Origin of the sequence: Halomonas sp. B23F22_10 (assembly GCF_043496975.1) — a bacterium.
Taxonomy (GTDB): Bacteria; Pseudomonadota; Gammaproteobacteria; order Pseudomonadales; family Halomonadaceae; genus Halomonas; species Halomonas smyrnensis.
Window position 1 is genome coordinate 53,039 of record NZ_JBIEKF010000001.1, and the last position, 16,355, is coordinate 69,393.

A 16,355-nucleotide genomic window follows, 5' to 3' on the forward strand; every position below is an offset into this window, starting at 1 on the left:
GGACATCCGGCGTGCCCCGCCGATTGTGACCGAGAAGGAGTCAACCCCTCATGTCTACCCTGACCGCTTCCCCCGACCGTCCCTACGTGCTGCCGGCCCATACTCCGATCACCAAGCCGATGCCGCCGCGTCTCTCGCCGGACAGCCCGGCGCTGACGGTGCTCACCGACTTCCAGCAGGTGCTGCCGCTCACCGTGCCCGCCGACACCTCCCTCGTCGATGCCCGCAAGGTGATGGAGCACGCCGGCGTGCGCCTGCTGCTGGTGGTCGACAACGACGGCGACTGCGTCGGCGTGCTCAACGCCCGCGACGTGATCGGCGGCCGCCTGATCACCCAGGCCATGCAGCGTCGCGGCATCGACCGCGAGGACGTGACCGCGCGCATGGTGCAGACGCCCTGCGCCGAGCTGCACGCGCTGTCGATGGAGCGCCTGGCGGCCCTGTCCATCGGCCAGCTGGTGCGCGAGCTGGAGGCCTACGGCGACCAGCACCTGCTGGTGACCGATACCGACCGCCTGGGGCATCAGCGCATCCGCGGCGTGATCTCGGCCGCCGACATCGGCCGCGCGCTGGGCAGCGACGTGGCCACGCTGCCCGAGGCGCGCAGCTTCTCCGATATCTGCCGCGTGGTGCTCGGCCACGAGCTCTGAGTCCTCGATCCGATCCCTCGTCCAGGTACCGTGACCGACGCCGATGCCCCGGAAACGGTCAAGCCCGGCGCGCCCTGCCAGGGCGACGAGGACCTGTCGCGGCTGGCTGCGTGAGAAATCGCTGTAACGGGGCCGTCATGACTGCGGTATAGTGTCAGGCCTGCGCTCATCGGGGCGCGGGCCGCGTGCCGTGAAGCGGCAAGACGCCCTCATCGCGCGGATTCAACAGGCAATGCGAGGCATGTGACAATGGCGACCGGTACCGTCAAGTGGTTCAACGACACCAAGGGCTTTGGCTTCATTTCTCCGGACGACGGCGGTGACGACCTGTTCGCCCACTTCTCCGAGATCCAGGCCGAGGGCTTCAAGTCCCTGCAGGAAGGCCAGAAGGTGTCCTTCGAGGTCACCCAGGGCAAGAAGGGGCTGCAGGCATCCAACATCAAGGCCATCGGCTGAGACGTGGTGTAACGGCTGGCCCCGCCGCAACGGTGGGGTCGGCCATAATTCCTTTTTCATATAAATGAATTTCTAAAAATAACTTTTTAGAATATGTGTCGGTCGGCACAATGGGATGGACCGTACTCTCCCTGGAATGCCCACCATGTCCCCGGACGCCTGGATCTCGCTCGCCGTCGTCGCCGCCGTCTTTCCGATCATGGCGCTGACCCGTATCGGCCCCGACATGGTGCTGATGGGCGCGCTGGTCCTGCTGATCGGCCTCGGCGTGGTCGCCCCCGACCAGGCACTGGCCGGCTTCTCCAGCAGCGGCCTGTTCACCGTCGCCTTCATGTACGTGCTGGTCGCGAGCATCCGCGAGACCGGCGGCATCGATCTGATCATTCGCTACGTGCTGGGACGCCCCCGGGGCGAGCAGCGTGCCCTGGCGCGCCTGGTGCTGCCCGTGGCCTCGCTGAGCGGGTTCCTCAACAATACCCCGGTGGTCGCCACCTTCATTCCCGCGGTGCTGAGCTGGAGCCGGCGCCTCGGCCTGCCGGCCCACCGGCTGCTGATGCCGCTCAGCTTCGCCTCCATTCTCGGCGGCACCATTACCCTGATGGGCACCAGCACCAACCTGGTGGTACACGGCCTGATGATCGAGCGTTATCCGTCGCTGGAGATGGGGCTGTTCGACATCGCCTGGGTCGGCGTGCCAGTGGCGGCGGTGGGGCTGGCCTATCTGCTGCTGGTCGGGCGTCGCCTGCTGCCGCCGCGCACGGGGGCCACCGAAGCGTTCGAGAATCCCCGCGAGTTCACCATCGAGATGGAGGTCGACCCGCGCGGCCCGCTGGTCGATCGCAGCGTCGAGGAGGCCGGGCTGCGTCATCTGCAGGAGCTGTTCCTGGTCGAGATCGAGCGCGACGGCAACGTGGTCAGCGTGGTGGGGCCCGGCGAGCGGCTCAAGGGCGGCGACCGGCTGATCTTCGCCGGCACCTCGGCCGGCGCCGTGGAGCTGCAGCAGATCCGCGGGCTGATCCCCTCGCATCACGACGAGTCGAGCCTGCAGAAGGACTTCAAGGAACGCCGCCTGGTGGAGGCGGTGGTCTCGGACCAGTGCCAGTTCATCGGCCAGCGCATCCGCGATGGCCACTTTCGCACCCTCTACGGCGCCGCGGTGCTGGCGGTATGCCGCGGCGGCGAGCGGGTCGCCGGCAACCTGGGCCAGATTCGCCTGCAACCGGCCGACGTGCTGCTGCTGGAGGCGCGTCCGCCGTTCATCGAACGCCACCGCCAGTCCCGGGACTTCCTGCTGATCAGCCAGGTCAACGGCTCGGCGCGGCCGGTGCACGAGCGCGCCTGGCTGGCCTGGAGCATCCTCGCGGTGGTGGTGCTGCTCGCCGCCAGCGGCGTGACCAGCCTGCTCAGCGCCGCCATGCTGGGCGCGGCGGCCTCGGTGCTCACCGGCTGCTGCTCGATCGGCTCGGCCAAGCGCGGCATGGATACCCAGGTGCTGCTGACCATCGCCGCCTCCTTCGGCCTGGGCGCCGCGCTGGAGGCCAACGGCGCGGCGGTGGCGCTGGCCCAGGGCGCCATGGGCTGGGTCGACGGCAATCCCTGGTGGCTGCTGATCGGCACCTACCTGCTGGTGGCGCTGCTGACCGAGCTGGTGACCAACAACGCCGCGGCGGTGATCAGCTTCCCGGTGGTGGTCGCCGCCGCCGAGCATCTGGGCGTGAGCCCGATGCCCTTCGTGGTGGCGGTGATGTTCGCCGCCTCGGCCAGCTTCCTGACCCCGGTCGGCTATCAGACCAACCTGATGGTGTACGGCCCCGGCGGCTACCGCGTCAGTGACTACCTGCGCGTGGGCGCGCCGCTCAACCTGCTGACCGCCGCGGTGGCGCTGGGGCTGATTCCCCTGATCTGGCCGTTCTGACGCCGCGCCGGGAGCCCCTCGCTCGACGGAGCGCTTTGCGCTAGGGTGTCGCTTTTGTGCTGGAGACGAGCCATGAGCGGATCCGACGAGCTGATCATCGAGCCACGCAGCGGGCGACCCGCCGACGCCTGCGTGTTCATCCTCCACGGCCTGGGCGCCGACGGCCACGACTTCGAGCCGCTGGTGCCGGCCCTGGGCCTGCCGGACGACCTCGACGTCCGCTTCGTCCTGCCCCACGCGCCGCGCCTGCCGGTGACCATCAACGGCGGCATGACCATGCCGGCCTGGTACGACATCCTCGAGGCCAGCCTCGATCGCCGCGTCGACGAGGCGCAGCTCAAGGCGTCCGCCGAACGCATCCAGGGGCTGGTGCACGAGCAGATCGCCCAGGGCGTGCCCGCCGAGCGGATCATCATCGCCGGCTTCTCCCAGGGCGGCGCGGTGGCCTATCAGGCGGCGCTGACCTTCCCCGAGCGCCTGGGCGGGCTGCTCGCCATGTCCACCTACCTGGCCACCGTCGACAGCCTCGAGCCGGCAGCGGCCAACCGTGACCTGCCGATCGAGATCCACCACGGCAACGTCGATCCGGTGGTGCCGGAGGCGCTGGGCCAGGCCGCCCGCGACCGCCTCGAGGCCCTGGGCTATCCGGTCCGCTATCGCCAGTACCCCATGGCCCATGCCGTCTGCCCACAGCAGGTGGCCGACATCGGCCCCTGGATCGCCGCCCGGCTGGGCCGCTGATCCCCAGGATTCCGAAGCGCTCCCGCCTCGACGCAGCGCATCGCCAAGCAGGCGGGGCGCCATCCCGTGATGGGCCCCTGCTGCGTCGGGCCGGTAGCGAACCCCCCCGGGATTGCGGCAGGATAAGGGACGGAACCCAATGGAAAGGAGTCACCCATGTCCCTGTCAGAAGACCTTCGCCTGCCGGTCGGCTGCCCCAGCTGCGGGAGCCAGCTGATGCGGGTCTCCAGCATCAAGAAACCCGATGATCGTGTGCACTGCGCCTCCTGCCAGCGCTTCGTCTGCCTCTATCACGATGCCTGCAAGGTGCTGAAGAAGGGGCCGGGCAGCGAGAGCGAGGCGCTGATCGAGAAGGCCTTCAATCGCGGCGGCTGAGGCGCTTATCGCCACGTGACCATGCGCCGTCGGCATGAAAGCGGGCCGGCACCGAAAGGTGCCGGCCCGTGTCGTTCAGGCGAGGCGTCCGAGAGTCAGAGCAGCTCCTCGCCGGCCAGGGCCAGACGCGAGCGTTCGACGCTCTTGAGGGTGACGTGCCCGGCGTGGGGCCAGTCGCGGAAGCGTTGCACCACCGCCGCCATGCCGCAGGTGTTGGCGGTGAGGTAAGGCGTGTCGATCTGCCCCACGTTGCCCAGGCAGACGATCTTGGTGTTGCGCCCGGCCCGGGTCAGCAGCGACTTGAGCTGCTTGGGCGTGAAGTTCTGTGCCTCGTCGATGATCAGGAAGGTGTCGTTGAGGGTGCGGCCGCGCATGAAGCCCGGGGCGCGGATCTGCACCCGCGAGCCCAGCAGCTGGCGGGTGGCCTCCTGGTTCCAGGTGGTGCTGCCGTCGTGCTCGTCGCGCAGCAGGTTGTCCATGTTGTCGTGGAAGGCGCCCATCCAGGGCGACATCTTCTCCTCCTCGGTGCCGGGCAGGTAGCCGATGTCCTCGCTCATCGAGATCGGTGCCCGGGTGAACACGATGCGCTCGAAGCGCTTGGTGTCGAGGGTCTGCTGGAAGGCGGCGGCGAGTGTCATGAAGGTCTTGCCGGTGCCGGCGCTGCCGGCGATGGTGACCAGGTCGACCTCGTCGTCCATCAGCAGGTTGAGGGTGAAGTTCTGCCGGCTGTCGTGGGCGTGAACGCCCCACACGCTGGCGCCGTGCCGATAGTTGGTGAGCAGCTCCAGATGCGCGTGCTTCGGCCCCAGGTCGCGCACGATGGCCTCGAAGCTGGCCTCGTCGTCGCTGTCGGAGACCAGCATGCCCAGGTGCCAGTCGGCGGGGATCTCGCCGTTGAGGCGATACACCACCTTGCCGCCGTCGTCGCGTTCGACCTTGACGTCGGCCTTGAGGCTCTCCCACAGGCCGCGGCCGTCGGGGCCCGCCTCGGGGTAGACGCGGGCGCCGCCGAGCATGGCGTCGCTGTCGTCGAAGGCGCGATCGGTGAGGTAGTCCTCCACCGGCACGCCCACCGCGGCGGCCTTGACCCGCAGGTTGATGTCCTTGGTGACCAGGACCACCGAGGCGTCGGCGCGCTCGTCGCGCAGCCGGCAGGTCTCGGTCAGCAGGCGGTTGTCGGGGCTGTTCTCGAGGTGATCCGGGGTCTCGAGATCGTCGTAGCAGAGCAGGCGCAGGCGGCCTTCGGGGCCGTTGAGACGCGGGATGGGAATGCCTTCGCGGATCTGGCTGAGATCGACGTTGGCGGTGAGGTCCGAGAGGGTCCGGCTGACCTGCCGGGCGGTGCGGGCGATTTCGCGAATGCCGTTCTTGTGCTTGTCGAGCTCCTCGAGCACGGTCATGGGGATGACCACTTCGTGCTCATCGAACTGATAGAGGGCGGCGGGGTCGTGGATCAGGACATTGGTGTCCAGCACGTAAAGCCGGGTGGCTTTCTTGTCGATGCGTACCATCGGCGCGGCTCTCCTGATAATCACCGGGACGACGTCAAAACAGATGACGCCTCGATGTCGACACTGTCAGCGCGGGATGTCGGTTCCGTGACAGACGCGACGTGCAGGCCTGGGCTCCGGGCTCACCTCCTCGTTGATGGCAGCGGTCTGTTCATCAGACCGTCACATGTGGTTTTCGATTCCAGCATGGGCCAATTCTGCTGCTTCGCACAATCGACGTTTTCTCAACGCCGCGGCGAGAACGACCGGCGCCATGGCGCCGGTCGGGGGCATTCGGGCGGGCAGCATCAGGTCAGGATCTGTACCTCGTCGCCCTCGAGGCGCGCCGGCCAGGTGCGCAGGCGGATCGCGTCGTCCTCCAGGCACTGGCCGTCGTCGAGGCGGAAGTGCTGCTTGTAGAGCGGGGAGGCCACCACCGGCTCGCCCCGGGCGTCGCCGACGATGCCGCGGGCGATGACGTTGGCGCCGGAGAAGGGATCGCGATGATCCACGGCGTAGAGCTCGGTGGCGTGGCCAGGCAGGTAGAAGAGGGCCACCTGGGCCGTGCCCTCGGCGGTCTCGATCCAGGCGGCGACGCCGGAGTGGGCCACCAGGTCGGCCCGGGTGCAGAGGGGATGCCAGGTCGGGGTCATGGTCGGGGCTGCTGCGGTTGCGGTGGTCATGGAAGATTCCTCGAGAACGTATTTCCGGATCTCTGGAGGGATGAGCGCCGGGGACAAGGCCAAGCGAGGGGTTTTTGGCCATGGATGGCCAAAGTAGCGCCCAAGGATGGGTTCATAGCGCCCTCGCGGGGCTTGTCGCCGGATCAGCTCATCCCGGTGTCGAGCACAACCGATTTAGGCCGGTCGTAGCTGGCCGCGCTCCTCGGTGACGATGATGTCCGGGTCGGGCCGGGCATCGTTGACGAAGCTGCGGAAGCGCTTGAGCTTCTCCGGGTCGTTGATGGCGCCCGCCCACTCGCACTCGTAGTTGTCGATCACGGTCTGCATCTGGGCCTCGAGCTCCTCATTGATTCCCAGGCTGTCCTCGAGCACCACGGCCTTGAGGTAGTCGAGGCCGCCCTCCAGGTTCTCGCGCCACACCGAGGTGCGCTGCAGGCGGTCGGCGGTGCGCACGTAGAACATCAGCAGGCGGTCGATGATCGCGATCAGCTGCGCGTCGTCGAGGTCGGTGGCGAAGAGCTCGGCGTGGCGCGGGCGCATGCCGCCGTTGCCGCACACGTAGAGGTTCCAGCCGTGCTCGGTGGCGATCACGCCGATGTCCTTGCTCTGGGCCTCGGCGCACTCGCGGGTGCAGCCGGAGACCGCGAACTTGAGCTTGTGCGGCGAGCGCAGGCCCTTGTAGCGATGCTCGAGCCGGATCGCCATGCCCACGCTGTCGGCCACCCCGTAGCGGCACCAGGTGCTGCCGACGCAGGACTTCACGGTGCGCAGCGACTTGCCGTAGGCGTGGCCGGTCTCGAAGCCGGCCGCGATCAGCTCGCCCCAGATGTCGGGCAGGTCCTCCAGGCGGGCGCCGAACAGGTCGATGCGCTGGCCGCCGGTGACCTTGGTGTAGAGCCCGTATTTTTGCGCCACCTGGCCCAGCACCATCAGCTTGTCCGGGGTGATCTCGCCGCCCGGCACCCGCGGCACCACCGAGTAGGTGCCGTTCTTCTGCATGTTGGCCATGAAGGTGTCGTTGGTGTCCTGCAGCGGGATGTGCGCGGCGTCGGTGATCGGCTCGTTGAAGCAGGAGGCCAGGATCGAGGCCACCGCCGGCTTGCAGATGTCGCAGCCCAGGCGATGGGCGTCGGAGGCGCCGTGCTTGTCAATCAGCTCGCCGAAGGTCCGGATGCCCTCGACACGCACGATGTCGAACAGTGCCTGGCGGGTGTGGGCGAAGTGTTCGCAGATCGAGGTGTCGACCTCCACGCCGCGGGCCTCGAGCTCGTGGTCGACCACGTTCTTGAGCAGCGCCGCGCAGCCGCCGCAGCCGGTGCTGGCCTTGGTCTCGGCCTTGACCGCGCCGAGGTCCATGGCGCCGGCGTCGAGGCTTTCGCAGATCGCGGCCTTGGTGACGTTGTGGCACGAGCAGATGATCGCGTCGTCGGGCAGGGCGTCGGCGCCGAGCGTCGGCGTGCCCTCGGAGGACGGCACGATCAGCGCCGCCGGATCCTCCGGCAGTTCGAGGCCGTTGGCGTAGACCTGCATCAGGGTGTCGTAGGCGTCGTTGTTGCCCACCAGCATGGCCCCGAGCAGCTTCCTGCCGTCGCCGGAGACCACCAGCTTGCGGTATTCCTGCTTGAGCTCGTCGAGGTAGCGGAAGGTCCGGGCGCCGGGGCTGCGGCTGCCGTGGGCGTCGCCGATGGCGCCCACGTCGACGCCAAGCAGCTTGAGCTTGGTGCTCATGTCGGCGCCGTCGAAGGTCAGCTCGCCGCCCAGCAGGGTGTCGGCGGCGGCCTTGGCCATCTGGTAGCCGGGGGCCACCAGGCCGAAGATGCTGTTCTGCCACAGCGCTACCTCGCCGACGGCGAGGATCGCCGGGTCGCTGGTCAGGCAGCGGTCGTCGATCACCACGCCGCCGCGCTCGCCGATCTCCAGCGCGCAGTCGCGGGCCAGCTGGTCGCGGGGGCGGATGCCGGCGGAGAACACGATCAGGTCGGTCTCCAGCACCTTGTCGTCCTGGAACACCATGCGGTGGCGGCTGGTCTGGCCGTCCTCGATGTGCTGGGTGGCGCGGTCGGTGAGCACCTGCACGCCCAGCGCCTCGATCTTCTCGCGCAGCAGCTCGCCGCCCTCGGCGTCGACCTGCATCGGCATCAGCCGGGGGGCGAACTCGACCACGGCGGTGTCGAGAGCCAGGCCGCGCAGGGCGTTGGCCGCCTCCAGGCCCAGCAGGCCGCCGCCGACCACCACGCCGGTGGTGGCGTCCGCGGCCGCCGCGCGGATGGCGTCGAGATCGTCCAGGGTGCGATAGACCAGGCAGTGGTCGCGCTCGTGGCCGGGAATCGGCGGCACGAAGGGGAAGGAGCCGGTGGCCAGCACCAGCCGCGCATAGGGATAGCGGCCCCGCTCGGTGATTACCTCGCTGGCGTCGCGATCGATGGCGGTGACCTCCTCGGCCAGGCGCAGCTCGATGCCGTGCTCGGCGTAGAAGTCGGCGTCGCACAGGGCCAGGGACTGGGCGTCCCGGCCGGCGAAGTACTCGGACAGGTGAACGCGGTCGTAGGCGCGGTGGCGCTCCTCGCCGAACACCGTGATGCGGTAGTGCTCGGTGGCGCCGCGTTCGATCAGCTGCTCGACCAGATGATGGCCGACCATGCCGTTGCCGATGATGATCAGCGGGGGAGTTGCTTGGCTGGGCGTGTTCATGCGGCTTCCTCCTGCGGGGAGCGGTCCTGGGCGTGGGGCGTGGCGGGATTCGGTGCTTCGGCCTTCGTGGCGTCGAGCAGGGCCCTGGCATCGGCCGGGCCGAACAGCAGCGCCTGACGGCAGGCGTCGAGATGGCGGCCGGACAGCGCCTCGGCGAAGTACCAGGGGCCGGCGGCGGTATCGCCATAGAGCACGGCGCCCTCGAGGCGGCCGTCGCGCAGCAGCAGCCGGCGATAGTCGCCGTGTTCGGGGTCGTGGTAGGTCAGCACCTCGTGGTCGTCGCCGGGCTCGATGGGGCCGAAGGCGTACAGCGAGATGCCGCTGACCTTGAGCTTGGTCGCGGTCGGCGCTTCCACGTAGCCCTCGACGTCCTCGCCGGCCAGCCGGGCGGCCAGCACCTCGACCTGGCGCCAGATCGGCTCGACCAGGCCATAGGTGCGACCCTCGAACTCGCAGCATTCGCCCAGGGCGTGGATGGCCGGGTCGCTGCTGGTCAGGCGGTCGTCGACGACGATGCCGCGGTGGACCTCGAGGCCGGCCCGGCGACCCAGTTCGACGCTGGGCGCGATGCCGATGGCCAGCACCACGCAGTCCGCGGGCAGCCGGCGGCCGTCGGCCAGGCGCACGGCGCAGACGCGGCCCCGGCCGTCGTCCTCCAGGCCTTCCAGGTCGGCGCCGGTGACGATCTCGAGCCCGCGGCCCTCGAGCTCGGCCTCGAGCAGGCCGGCGGCGGTGGCGTCGAGCTGGCGGTTCATCAGCCGCGAGGCGCGCTGGAGCACGCTCACCGACAGGCCGGCACGCGCTCTTTTGCGTAGTCCCTCGGCGGCCTCCAGGCCCAGCAGGCCGCCGCCGATCACCACCGCGCGGCCGCCGCGCTCGGCGGCGCGGGTCAGGGCGGCGGCGTCGTCCAGATCGCGGAAGGCGTGCACGCCGTCGAGCTCGAGGCCGTCGACCGGCGGCAGGACGGGGGTGGAGCCGGTGGCCAGCACCAGGCGGTCGTAGGCGATCTCTCGGCCGCCGGCGGTGGTCAGGCGGCGCGCGGGGCGGTCGATGCGCTCGACCCGCTCGCCGAGCACCAGCTCGACTCCGCGCTCGGCGTACCAGTCGGCGTCGCGCAGAGTCAGCGCCTCGCGTTCCATCTCGCCGGCCAGCAGCGGCGACAGCAGGATGCGGTTGTAGGCGGGGCAGGCCTCCGCGCCGATCAGGGTGATGCGGCGCGGCACGCCCTCGCGCTGGACCAGCGCCTCGACCAGTCGCTGGCCGGCCATGCCGTTGCCGACGATCACCAGGTGATCGACGGGCGTCGCGGGCGATGGCATGGGGCCATCGGGCAAGGCGGCGGCTGTCGGGTCATCGGGACTCATCTCGGATTCCCTCCATAAACGCAGAAGACGCCTCGACGCTCCCCGGCATTGGGGAGCGTGGAGACGTCTTCGTCTGGACTTAGAGGTGCGATCGCCGTTGACCGCCGAAGGGCCGGGCCCTCCGTTCTGGCCTGTTCCTATCAAGGTTCGGGCCAGGACGCGGTGAAAGTCAGCAAACTCAAAGAGTTAAATAATCATCGCCGGGCGATGACCGCCGCCGGGGCGGCCCCTGACGGCGCCGTCATGCACGCTCCTGGTGCGTCGCGGCATCGAAATGCACGGGGCTGTAGCAGGCCTCGACCACGCCGCGTCGGAGGGGGACGTCGAGCTGGCGGGCCAGGTGGTCCACGACCCTTGCCATCTCGCCGACCTCCGGGCGCAGCCCGGTGAGGCGCTGTGCCACCGGCGCCTCGCCCAGCGGCAGCGTCGGCAGATGCTCCAGGGCGCGATCCAGATAGGGCGGCAGGGCCAGCCAGTCCCGGGCCTGGCGGCGGTGCTCGGGCGCCTCGGCCAGCCAGTCGGCGGCGGCGACCAGGGCGCGGATCATGGCCGCGAGGGTGGCGGGGTGGCGTCCGGCCCAGTCGCGGGTCACGCCGAGCATCTTCTCGGGATGGTCGGGCCACAGCTGGGCGCCGGTGGCGACGACATGCCCGCCGCCGCGCTGGGCGGCCTGGCTGCCCCAGGGCTCGCCGACGCAGAAGCCGTCGATGCGACCCTGCTCGAGGGCCTCGACCATGCGCGACGGCGGCAGGGCGACCAGCTCGACGTCGCGATCGGGGTCGAGGCCGCCCAGGGTCAGCCAGTCGCGCAGCTGGTAGTGGTGGCCGGAGAAGGGGTGGACCATGGCCAGCCGCGGACGTGGCGCGCCGCGCCGGCGCAGCCGCTCGGCGAAGTCGCGGGCGTTGACGGCCGGGTCCCGGCCGCCGGGCGAGCCGTCGAGGGGTGCGGCCATGCCTTCCGCCCAGTAGGACGACAGCGCCAGGGTATTGCCGTTGCGGCCGAGCACCAGCGGCGCCAGGACGTCGCAGGGCGGCCCGGAGGCGCCGAGGCTCATGGCCAGCGGCAGCGGGGCCAGCAGCTGGGCGCCGTCGAGCATCCCGGCGGCCAGCTTGTCGCGCAGGGTCGACCAGGCGCTCTCCCGCGACAGCGTGACGTCGAGCCCTGAGGCGGCGAAGAAGCCGCCTTCCCGGGCGACGATCGGCAGGGCGGCGTCCAGCAGCGGGACGATGCCCAGGGTCAGTCGGGGACGCTCGGGGGCATGGGGCATGCTCATAGGCCTTTCTCCAGTCCTTCGAGGATATCGATCACGTTGCCGGCCACCTCGCCGATGCGCTGGCCGCGGTCCATGGCCAGCTTGCGCAGGGTCTGGTAGGCCTGGGGCTCGTCGCAGTCCTGGTGCTTCATCAGCATGCCCTTGGCCTTCTCGATGCGCTTGCGGTCGGCGAGCTGGGTGCGGGTGCGGTCGAGCTCCTGGCGCATCGACTGGAAGGCATCGAAGCGAGCCACGGCGACCTCGAGGATCGCCCGGACCCGGGTCGGCACCAGGCCGTCGACCACGTAGGCGCTGACGCCGGCCTTGAGGGCGGCCTGCATGGAGTCGGGGTCGTGCTGGTCGGCGAAGAACACTACCGGCCGCGGGTTCTCCCGGTGCAGCTGCGACATGCTGTCGAGGGTGTCGCGGTCGGGGGATTCCATGTCGATGATGACCACGTCGGGCGCGTGGCGCTCGACCATGTCGTTGAGGCTGGCCGGGCTCTGCAGGTGGCAGATCACTTCGTGCCCCTCCTGGCCGAGGGCCTCCTCGACCATGGCGGCGCGCACGCTCTCGTCGTCGACCAGCAGGATTCGCAAGGGCTGGGGCATGGCATAGGGCTCGTGATGGGGAAACGGTCAGGCCCTGTTCATGCAAGAGCCATTCCAGCCGCATCGGCGCCGAGCGTCGGTGGTGCAACGATCGCCGGTGCCGTCCTTTTGCACCACGAAGAGGCGGAGCGGGGCGGAAAATGCCGCCGGCTGGTGCAGGCGAGATCGCCGAGACGGCCGCGATGGCTTGAGTGCCGACGCTTTCCTTCCGCCTGGCATGCCGTTTGCTTTTCTCATGGAAAGACATTCCCGAGTCGCCACGGCGGCGACTCACGGCAACGACGCCCACTCCCGTGCCCACCCGGCATGGCGGTGGGCGTCGTCGTGTCGGGACCATGATCGAGGAGAGCAGCATGCAACAGGCGCGCACCACCTGCCCCTACTGCGGCGTCGGCTGCGGCGTGACGGCCGACATCGAGGACGGGCGCATCACCGGCGTGGAGGGCGACGGCGACCACCCGGCCAACTATGGACGGCTGTGCGTCAAGGGTTCGGCGCTGGCCGAGACCCTGGGCGATCACGGCCGCCTGACCCGACCCCGGGTCGATGGCGTCGAGGTCGACTGGGACACCGCCCTCGAGGCGGTGGCCGGCCGCCTCCAGGCCACCCGCGAGCGCGCCGGCGATCACGCCGTGGCGGCCTACCTGTCCGGCCAGCTGCTGACCGAGGACTATTACGTCGCCAACAAACTGTTCAAGGGCTTTCTCGGCACGCCGCACCTGGATACCAACTCGCGGCTGTGCATGGCCTCGGCGGTGGCCGCCTACAAGCGCTCGCTGGGCGCCGACGCCGTGCCGTGCTGCTACGAGGACCTGGAGGAGGCCGAGCTGGTGGTGCTGGTGGGGTCCAACCTGGCCTGGAACCATCCGGTGCTCTATCAGCGCCTGCGCACCGCCAAGAGTCGCCATCCGCTGATGCGGGTGGTGGTGATCGACCCGCGGGTCACCGACAGCTGCGAGATCGCCGATTTGTACCTGGGGCTCAGGCCCGGCAGCGACGCCCGGCTGTTCACCGGCCTGCTGGCCTGGATGGCCGACAAGGGCCGGCTCGACGACGTCTATCTGGGCAAGCATACCGACGGGCTCGACGCGGCCCTGGCCGCGGCCCGGGAGGACGACGTGTCCATCGCGGCCATCGCCGCCGACTGCGACGTCGACGCCGAGCGGCTGGAGACCTTCTTCTACTGGTTCGCCAGCCAGCTGCACGTGGTGACCCTCTACTCCCAGGGCATCAACCAGTCGTCCAGCGGCACCGACAAGTGCCAGGCGATCATCAACTGCCACCTGGCCGGCGGCAAGATCGGCCTGCCCGGCGCCGGGCCGTTCTCGATCACCGGCCAGCCCAACGCCATGGGCGGCCGCGAGGTGGGGGGGCTGGCCAACCAGCTCGCCGCCCACATGGACTACGACTCCCCCGGCGCGCGCGACCGCGTGACGCGCTTCTGGTCCACCGACCGGTTGACGCCGGGCCTGCCCGAGGCGCCGGGGCACAAGGCGGTGGCGCTGTTCGAGGCCATCGAACGCGGCGAGGTCCAGGCGCTGTGGGTGATGGCCACCAATCCCGCGGTCAGCCTGCCCGACGCCAATCGGGTGCGGGCGGCGCTCGAGACGTGCCCGCTGGTGATCGTCTCCGAATGCATGGCCGACACCGACCTGCTGCGCTACGCCGATATCGTGCTGCCGGCAACGTCGTGGTCGGAGAAGGACGGCACCGTGACCAACTCCGAGCGGCGCATCTCGCGCCAGCGCGGGATGCTGCCGCCGCCGGGCGAGGCGCGCCACGACTGGTGGATCGTCTGCGAGGCGGCGCGCCGGCTGGGTTTCGGCGAGGCCTTCGACTACGGCCATCCCGGCGAGATCTTCGCCGAGCACGCCCGGCTCTCCGGCTTCGAGAACGCCCCCGGGCAGCCGGGCCACGAGGCGCGGCCGTTCGACATCTCGGCGCTGGCGGGGCTCGACCGCGCCGGCTATGACGCCCTGGCGCCGATCCAGTGGCCGGTGACCGCCGAGGCCCCCCGCGGCACCGCGCGGCTGTTCGAGGACGGTCGCTTCGCCACCGCTGACGGCCGGGCCCGGCTGCTGCCGGTGCGTCCGCGCGGCCCCGAACAGGCGCTCAGCGCCGAGCGTCCGCTGCGCCTCAACACCGGCCGGGTGCGCGACCAGTGGCACACCATGACCCGCACCGCCCGGGCGCCGCGGCTGATGAATCACCGCGCCGAGCCCTTCATCGAGATCACCCCCGAGGACGCCGCCGCCTTCGGCGTCGGCGACCAGCAGCTGGCGCGGCTGACCGGCGCCGGCGGGGAGTACCGCGCCCGGGTGCGGCTGACCAAGGCCCAGCGCCGCGGCGAGGCCTTCGTGCCGATGCACTGGACCGACCGCTTCACCGGCGCGGCGCGCACCGGCGGCCTGCTCGCCGCCCATCTCGACCCGATCTCCGGCCAGCCCGAAGCCAAGCACGGCGCGGTGAGCCTGGCGCCGCTGGCGGTGGGCTGGGAGGCGACCCTGCTGATCGCCCCGGGCGAAGCCGGCGACTTCGAGGGCCGCGACGACGGCGCCTACTGGGCGCGCATCCCGCTGGCCCACTGCCAGCGCTGGCAGCTGGCCGGCGGCGAGACGGACGATGCGTCGCGCGACTGGCTGGCCTGGGTGCGGCAGTGGCTGCCCACGGCGCCGAGCCTGTGGAGCGACGACCCGGCCGGCGGTCGGCTGCGCGCCGCGGGGCTCGAGAACGGCCGGCTGCGCTGGTGGCTGATGGTGGCGCCGCCCGCCGAGCTGCCGGGGCTTTCCTGGCTCGATGCGCGCTTCGCCGAGGCGACGCTCGAGGGCGACGTGCGTCGCCGGCTGCTGGCTGGCTGCGACGCCGGCGAGGCCGATGGCGGTCCGCTGGTGTGCAGCTGCCATCAGGTGGGCCAGACGACCATCGTCGAGGCCATCCGTGCCGGCGACGCCAGCGTCGAGGCGCTGGGCGCACGGCTCGCCTGCGGCACCCAGTGCGGCAGCTGCATTCCCGAGCTCAAGTCGCTGGTCGAGGAGCATGCTCCGGACACCGTCGACGCCGGCGCCGATGCCCAGGCGCTCGATTCCACGACACAAGAGGAGAGTGGCCATGCGCGCTCCGAGCAAGCCAAGATCCCCGTTCGCGTCGCCTGATGCCCTGCGCCGCGGTTTCTCTGCCCTGGCCCGGCTGGGCTCGGCCAGGCTGGGCCTGTCGCCGCGAGGGAGGGCCGGTCGCGTCGGCGAAGCGGACGATGACGCCGCGCGGGTCTCGCGGCGCGGCGAGTGTCGCCCCGGACGGGTCCATCTGGTCGGCGCCGGCAGCGGCGACGTCGAGCTGCTGACGCTGAAGGCCGCGCGGCTGCTGGCCCGGGCCGATGCCGTGGTCTATGACCGGCTGGTCGGCGAGGAGGTGCTGGCGCTGATCCCCGCCGGCCGCGAGCGCTACTACGTCGGCAAGGCCAGCGGCCACCACAGCGTGCCCCAGAACGAGATCGGCGCGCTGCTGGTGACGCTGGCGAGGCAGGGCAAGTCGGTGGTGCGCCTCAAGGGCGGCGACCCCGGCGTGTTCGGCCGCATGGGCGAGGAGCTCGCGGCCCTGGCCGAGGCCGACGTCCCGGCGGAGATCGTGCCCGGCATCACCGCCGCCTCGGCGGCCTGCGCCTCGATGGGCATTCCGCTCACCGACCGCGCCCACGCCCAGCAGCTGCGCTTCGTCACCGCGCAGCTGTGCCGCGAGGGCGGCGCGCCGGATTGGCAGGCGCTGGCCCGGCGCGACGAGACCCTGGTGTTCTACATGGGGCTGGCCAAGGTCGAGGCGATCTGTGCCGGGCTTCGTGGCGCCGGTCTGCCCGACGACTGGCCGATCATGCTGGTGGCCAACGCCAGCCTGCCCGAGCAGGCCGCCTTGACCGGCAGCCTGGTGGATATGCCGGCGCGCCTCGCCGAGACGCCGCTGCCGTCGCCGTGCCTGATCGTGGTGGGCAGCGTGGTGCGCATGGTCGAGGCGACGCCGGCCGGGGCCGTGACGGCAAGACGCGAGGCGTTTGCCTCCTAGGTTTTGTCCGAAAAATCGATCACGGTGCGTCATCTTACTGTCACCCTCGTCACGCATGCTCCCCTGGCTGACTG

General features: G+C 70.4%; 13 protein-coding genes. 7 read left to right on the forward strand and 6 right to left on the reverse strand.

Going from position 1 to position 16,355, the window contains the following annotated elements; translation table 11 throughout:
* The first annotated feature begins 50 nt into the window (after window positions 1-50).
* The 5 genes from ACGTNF_RS00230 (at window position 51) to ACGTNF_RS00250 (ending at window position 4,137) form a co-directional block, all read left to right on the forward strand.
* Window positions 51-650, forward strand: a complete 600-nt coding sequence (locus tag ACGTNF_RS00230) for a CBS domain-containing protein (RefSeq protein WP_394599870.1) — start codon at window positions 51-53, stop codon at window positions 648-650.
* Between the two features lie 249 nt (window positions 651-899).
* Window positions 900-1,106: a cold-shock protein gene (locus ACGTNF_RS00235; RefSeq protein ID WP_016855518.1), complete on the forward strand. Its 207-nt coding sequence runs from the start codon at window positions 900-902 to the stop codon at window positions 1,104-1,106.
* A gap of 145 nt (window positions 1,107-1,251) precedes the next feature.
* A complete protein-coding gene (locus ACGTNF_RS00240; RefSeq protein ID WP_394599871.1) occupies window positions 1,252-3,021 on the forward strand; it encodes an SLC13 family permease in 1,770 nt (589 codons plus the stop codon).
* Window positions 3,022-3,093: 72 nt separating this feature from the next.
* Window positions 3,094-3,762: an alpha/beta hydrolase gene (locus tag ACGTNF_RS00245; protein WP_394599872.1), complete on the forward strand. Its 669-nt coding sequence runs from the start codon at window positions 3,094-3,096 to the stop codon at window positions 3,760-3,762.
* Window positions 3,763-3,918: 156 nt separating this feature from the next.
* Window positions 3,919-4,137: a hypothetical protein gene (locus tag ACGTNF_RS00250; protein ID WP_016855521.1), complete on the forward strand. Its 219-nt coding sequence runs from the start codon at window positions 3,919-3,921 to the stop codon at window positions 4,135-4,137.
* A 95-nt stretch (window positions 4,138-4,232) separates the two neighbouring features.
* On the opposite strand, the gene ACGTNF_RS00255 is transcribed toward ACGTNF_RS00250, so the two are convergent.
* The 6 genes from ACGTNF_RS00255 to ACGTNF_RS00280 form a co-directional block, all read right to left on the reverse strand.
* Window positions 4,233-5,648 carry a PhoH family protein gene (locus ACGTNF_RS00255; protein WP_394599873.1) on the reverse strand — a complete coding sequence of 472 codons (1,416 nt, stop codon included), beginning with the start codon at window positions 5,646-5,648 and terminating at the stop codon, window positions 4,233-4,235.
* A gap of 287 nt (window positions 5,649-5,935) precedes the next feature.
* Entirely contained in the window at window positions 5,936-6,310 is a 375-nt protein-coding gene (nirD, locus tag ACGTNF_RS00260) for a nitrite reductase small subunit NirD (protein WP_394599874.1), read from the reverse strand.
* A 174-nt stretch (window positions 6,311-6,484) separates the two neighbouring features.
* A complete protein-coding gene (gene nirB, locus ACGTNF_RS00265) occupies window positions 6,485-9,001 on the reverse strand; it encodes a nitrite reductase large subunit NirB (RefSeq protein ID WP_394599875.1) in 2,517 nt (838 codons plus the stop codon).
* Window positions 8,998-10,320 carry an NAD(P)/FAD-dependent oxidoreductase gene (locus ACGTNF_RS00270; RefSeq protein ID WP_394599876.1) on the reverse strand — a complete coding sequence of 441 codons (1,323 nt, stop codon included), beginning with the start codon at window positions 10,318-10,320 and terminating at the stop codon, window positions 8,998-9,000. The genes nirB and ACGTNF_RS00270 overlap by 4 nt, the downstream gene beginning before the upstream one ends.
* A 286-nt stretch (window positions 10,321-10,606) precedes the next feature.
* Window positions 10,607-11,638, reverse strand: coding sequence for a CmpA/NrtA family ABC transporter substrate-binding protein (locus ACGTNF_RS00275; protein ID WP_394599877.1), 1,032 nt, complete (start codon window positions 11,636-11,638; stop codon window positions 10,607-10,609).
* Window positions 11,635-12,228, reverse strand: coding sequence for an ANTAR domain-containing response regulator (locus ACGTNF_RS00280; RefSeq protein ID WP_016855528.1), 594 nt, complete (start codon window positions 12,226-12,228; stop codon window positions 11,635-11,637). Before ACGTNF_RS00280 ends, ACGTNF_RS00275 begins: the two co-directional genes overlap by 4 nt.
* Window positions 12,229-12,581: 353 nt before the next feature.
* Here ACGTNF_RS00280 and ACGTNF_RS00285 point away from each other — a divergent pair, with 353 nt between their 5' ends.
* Together ACGTNF_RS00285 and cobA are read left to right on the forward strand one after the other, a co-directional pair.
* Window positions 12,582-15,380 carry a nitrate reductase gene (locus ACGTNF_RS00285; RefSeq protein ID WP_394599879.1) on the forward strand — a complete coding sequence of 933 codons (2,799 nt, stop codon included), beginning with the start codon at window positions 12,582-12,584 and terminating at the stop codon, window positions 15,378-15,380.
* Complete coding sequence (gene cobA, locus ACGTNF_RS00290; RefSeq protein ID WP_394599880.1) at window positions 15,337-16,281, forward strand: uroporphyrinogen-III C-methyltransferase; 945 nt, start codon at window positions 15,337-15,339, stop codon at window positions 16,279-16,281. The genes ACGTNF_RS00285 and cobA overlap by 44 nt, the downstream gene beginning before the upstream one ends.
* The last annotated feature ends 74 nt before the right edge of the window (window positions 16,282-16,355 follow it).

Bases quoted from the DNA above. Each gene is read 5' to 3' on its own strand.
- ACGTNF_RS00230 (WP_394599870.1), top strand. From the start codon at position 51: ATGTCTACCCTGACCGCTTCCCCCGACCGTCCCTACGTGCTGCCGGCC.
- ACGTNF_RS00285 (WP_394599879.1), top strand. From the start codon at position 12,582: ATGCAACAGGCGCGCACCACCTGCCCCTACTGCGGCGTCGGCTGCGGC.
- nirB (WP_394599875.1), bottom strand. From the start codon at position 9,001: ATGAACACGCCCAGCCAAGCAACTCCCCCGCTGATCATCATCGGCAAC.
- cobA (WP_394599880.1), top strand. From the start codon at position 15,337: ATGCGCGCTCCGAGCAAGCCAAGATCCCCGTTCGCGTCGCCTGATGCC.
- ACGTNF_RS00250 (WP_016855521.1), top strand. From the start codon at position 3,919: ATGTCCCTGTCAGAAGACCTTCGCCTGCCGGTCGGCTGCCCCAGCTGC.
- ACGTNF_RS00235 (WP_016855518.1), top strand. From the start codon at position 900: ATGGCGACCGGTACCGTCAAGTGGTTCAACGACACCAAGGGCTTTGGC.
- ACGTNF_RS00255 (WP_394599873.1), bottom strand. From the start codon at position 5,648: ATGGTACGCATCGACAAGAAAGCCACCCGGCTTTACGTGCTGGACACC.
- nirD (WP_394599874.1), bottom strand. From the start codon at position 6,310: ATGACCACCGCAACCGCAGCAGCCCCGACCATGACCCCGACCTGGCAT.
- ACGTNF_RS00275 (WP_394599877.1), bottom strand. From the start codon at position 11,638: ATGAGCATGCCCCATGCCCCCGAGCGTCCCCGACTGACCCTGGGCATC.
- ACGTNF_RS00280 (WP_016855528.1), bottom strand. From the start codon at position 12,228: ATGCCCCAGCCCTTGCGAATCCTGCTGGTCGACGACGAGAGCGTGCGC.
- ACGTNF_RS00240 (WP_394599871.1), top strand. From the start codon at position 1,252: ATGTCCCCGGACGCCTGGATCTCGCTCGCCGTCGTCGCCGCCGTCTTT.
- ACGTNF_RS00245 (WP_394599872.1), top strand. From the start codon at position 3,094: ATGAGCGGATCCGACGAGCTGATCATCGAGCCACGCAGCGGGCGACCC.
- ACGTNF_RS00270 (WP_394599876.1), bottom strand. From the start codon at position 10,320: ATGCCATCGCCCGCGACGCCCGTCGATCACCTGGTGATCGTCGGCAAC.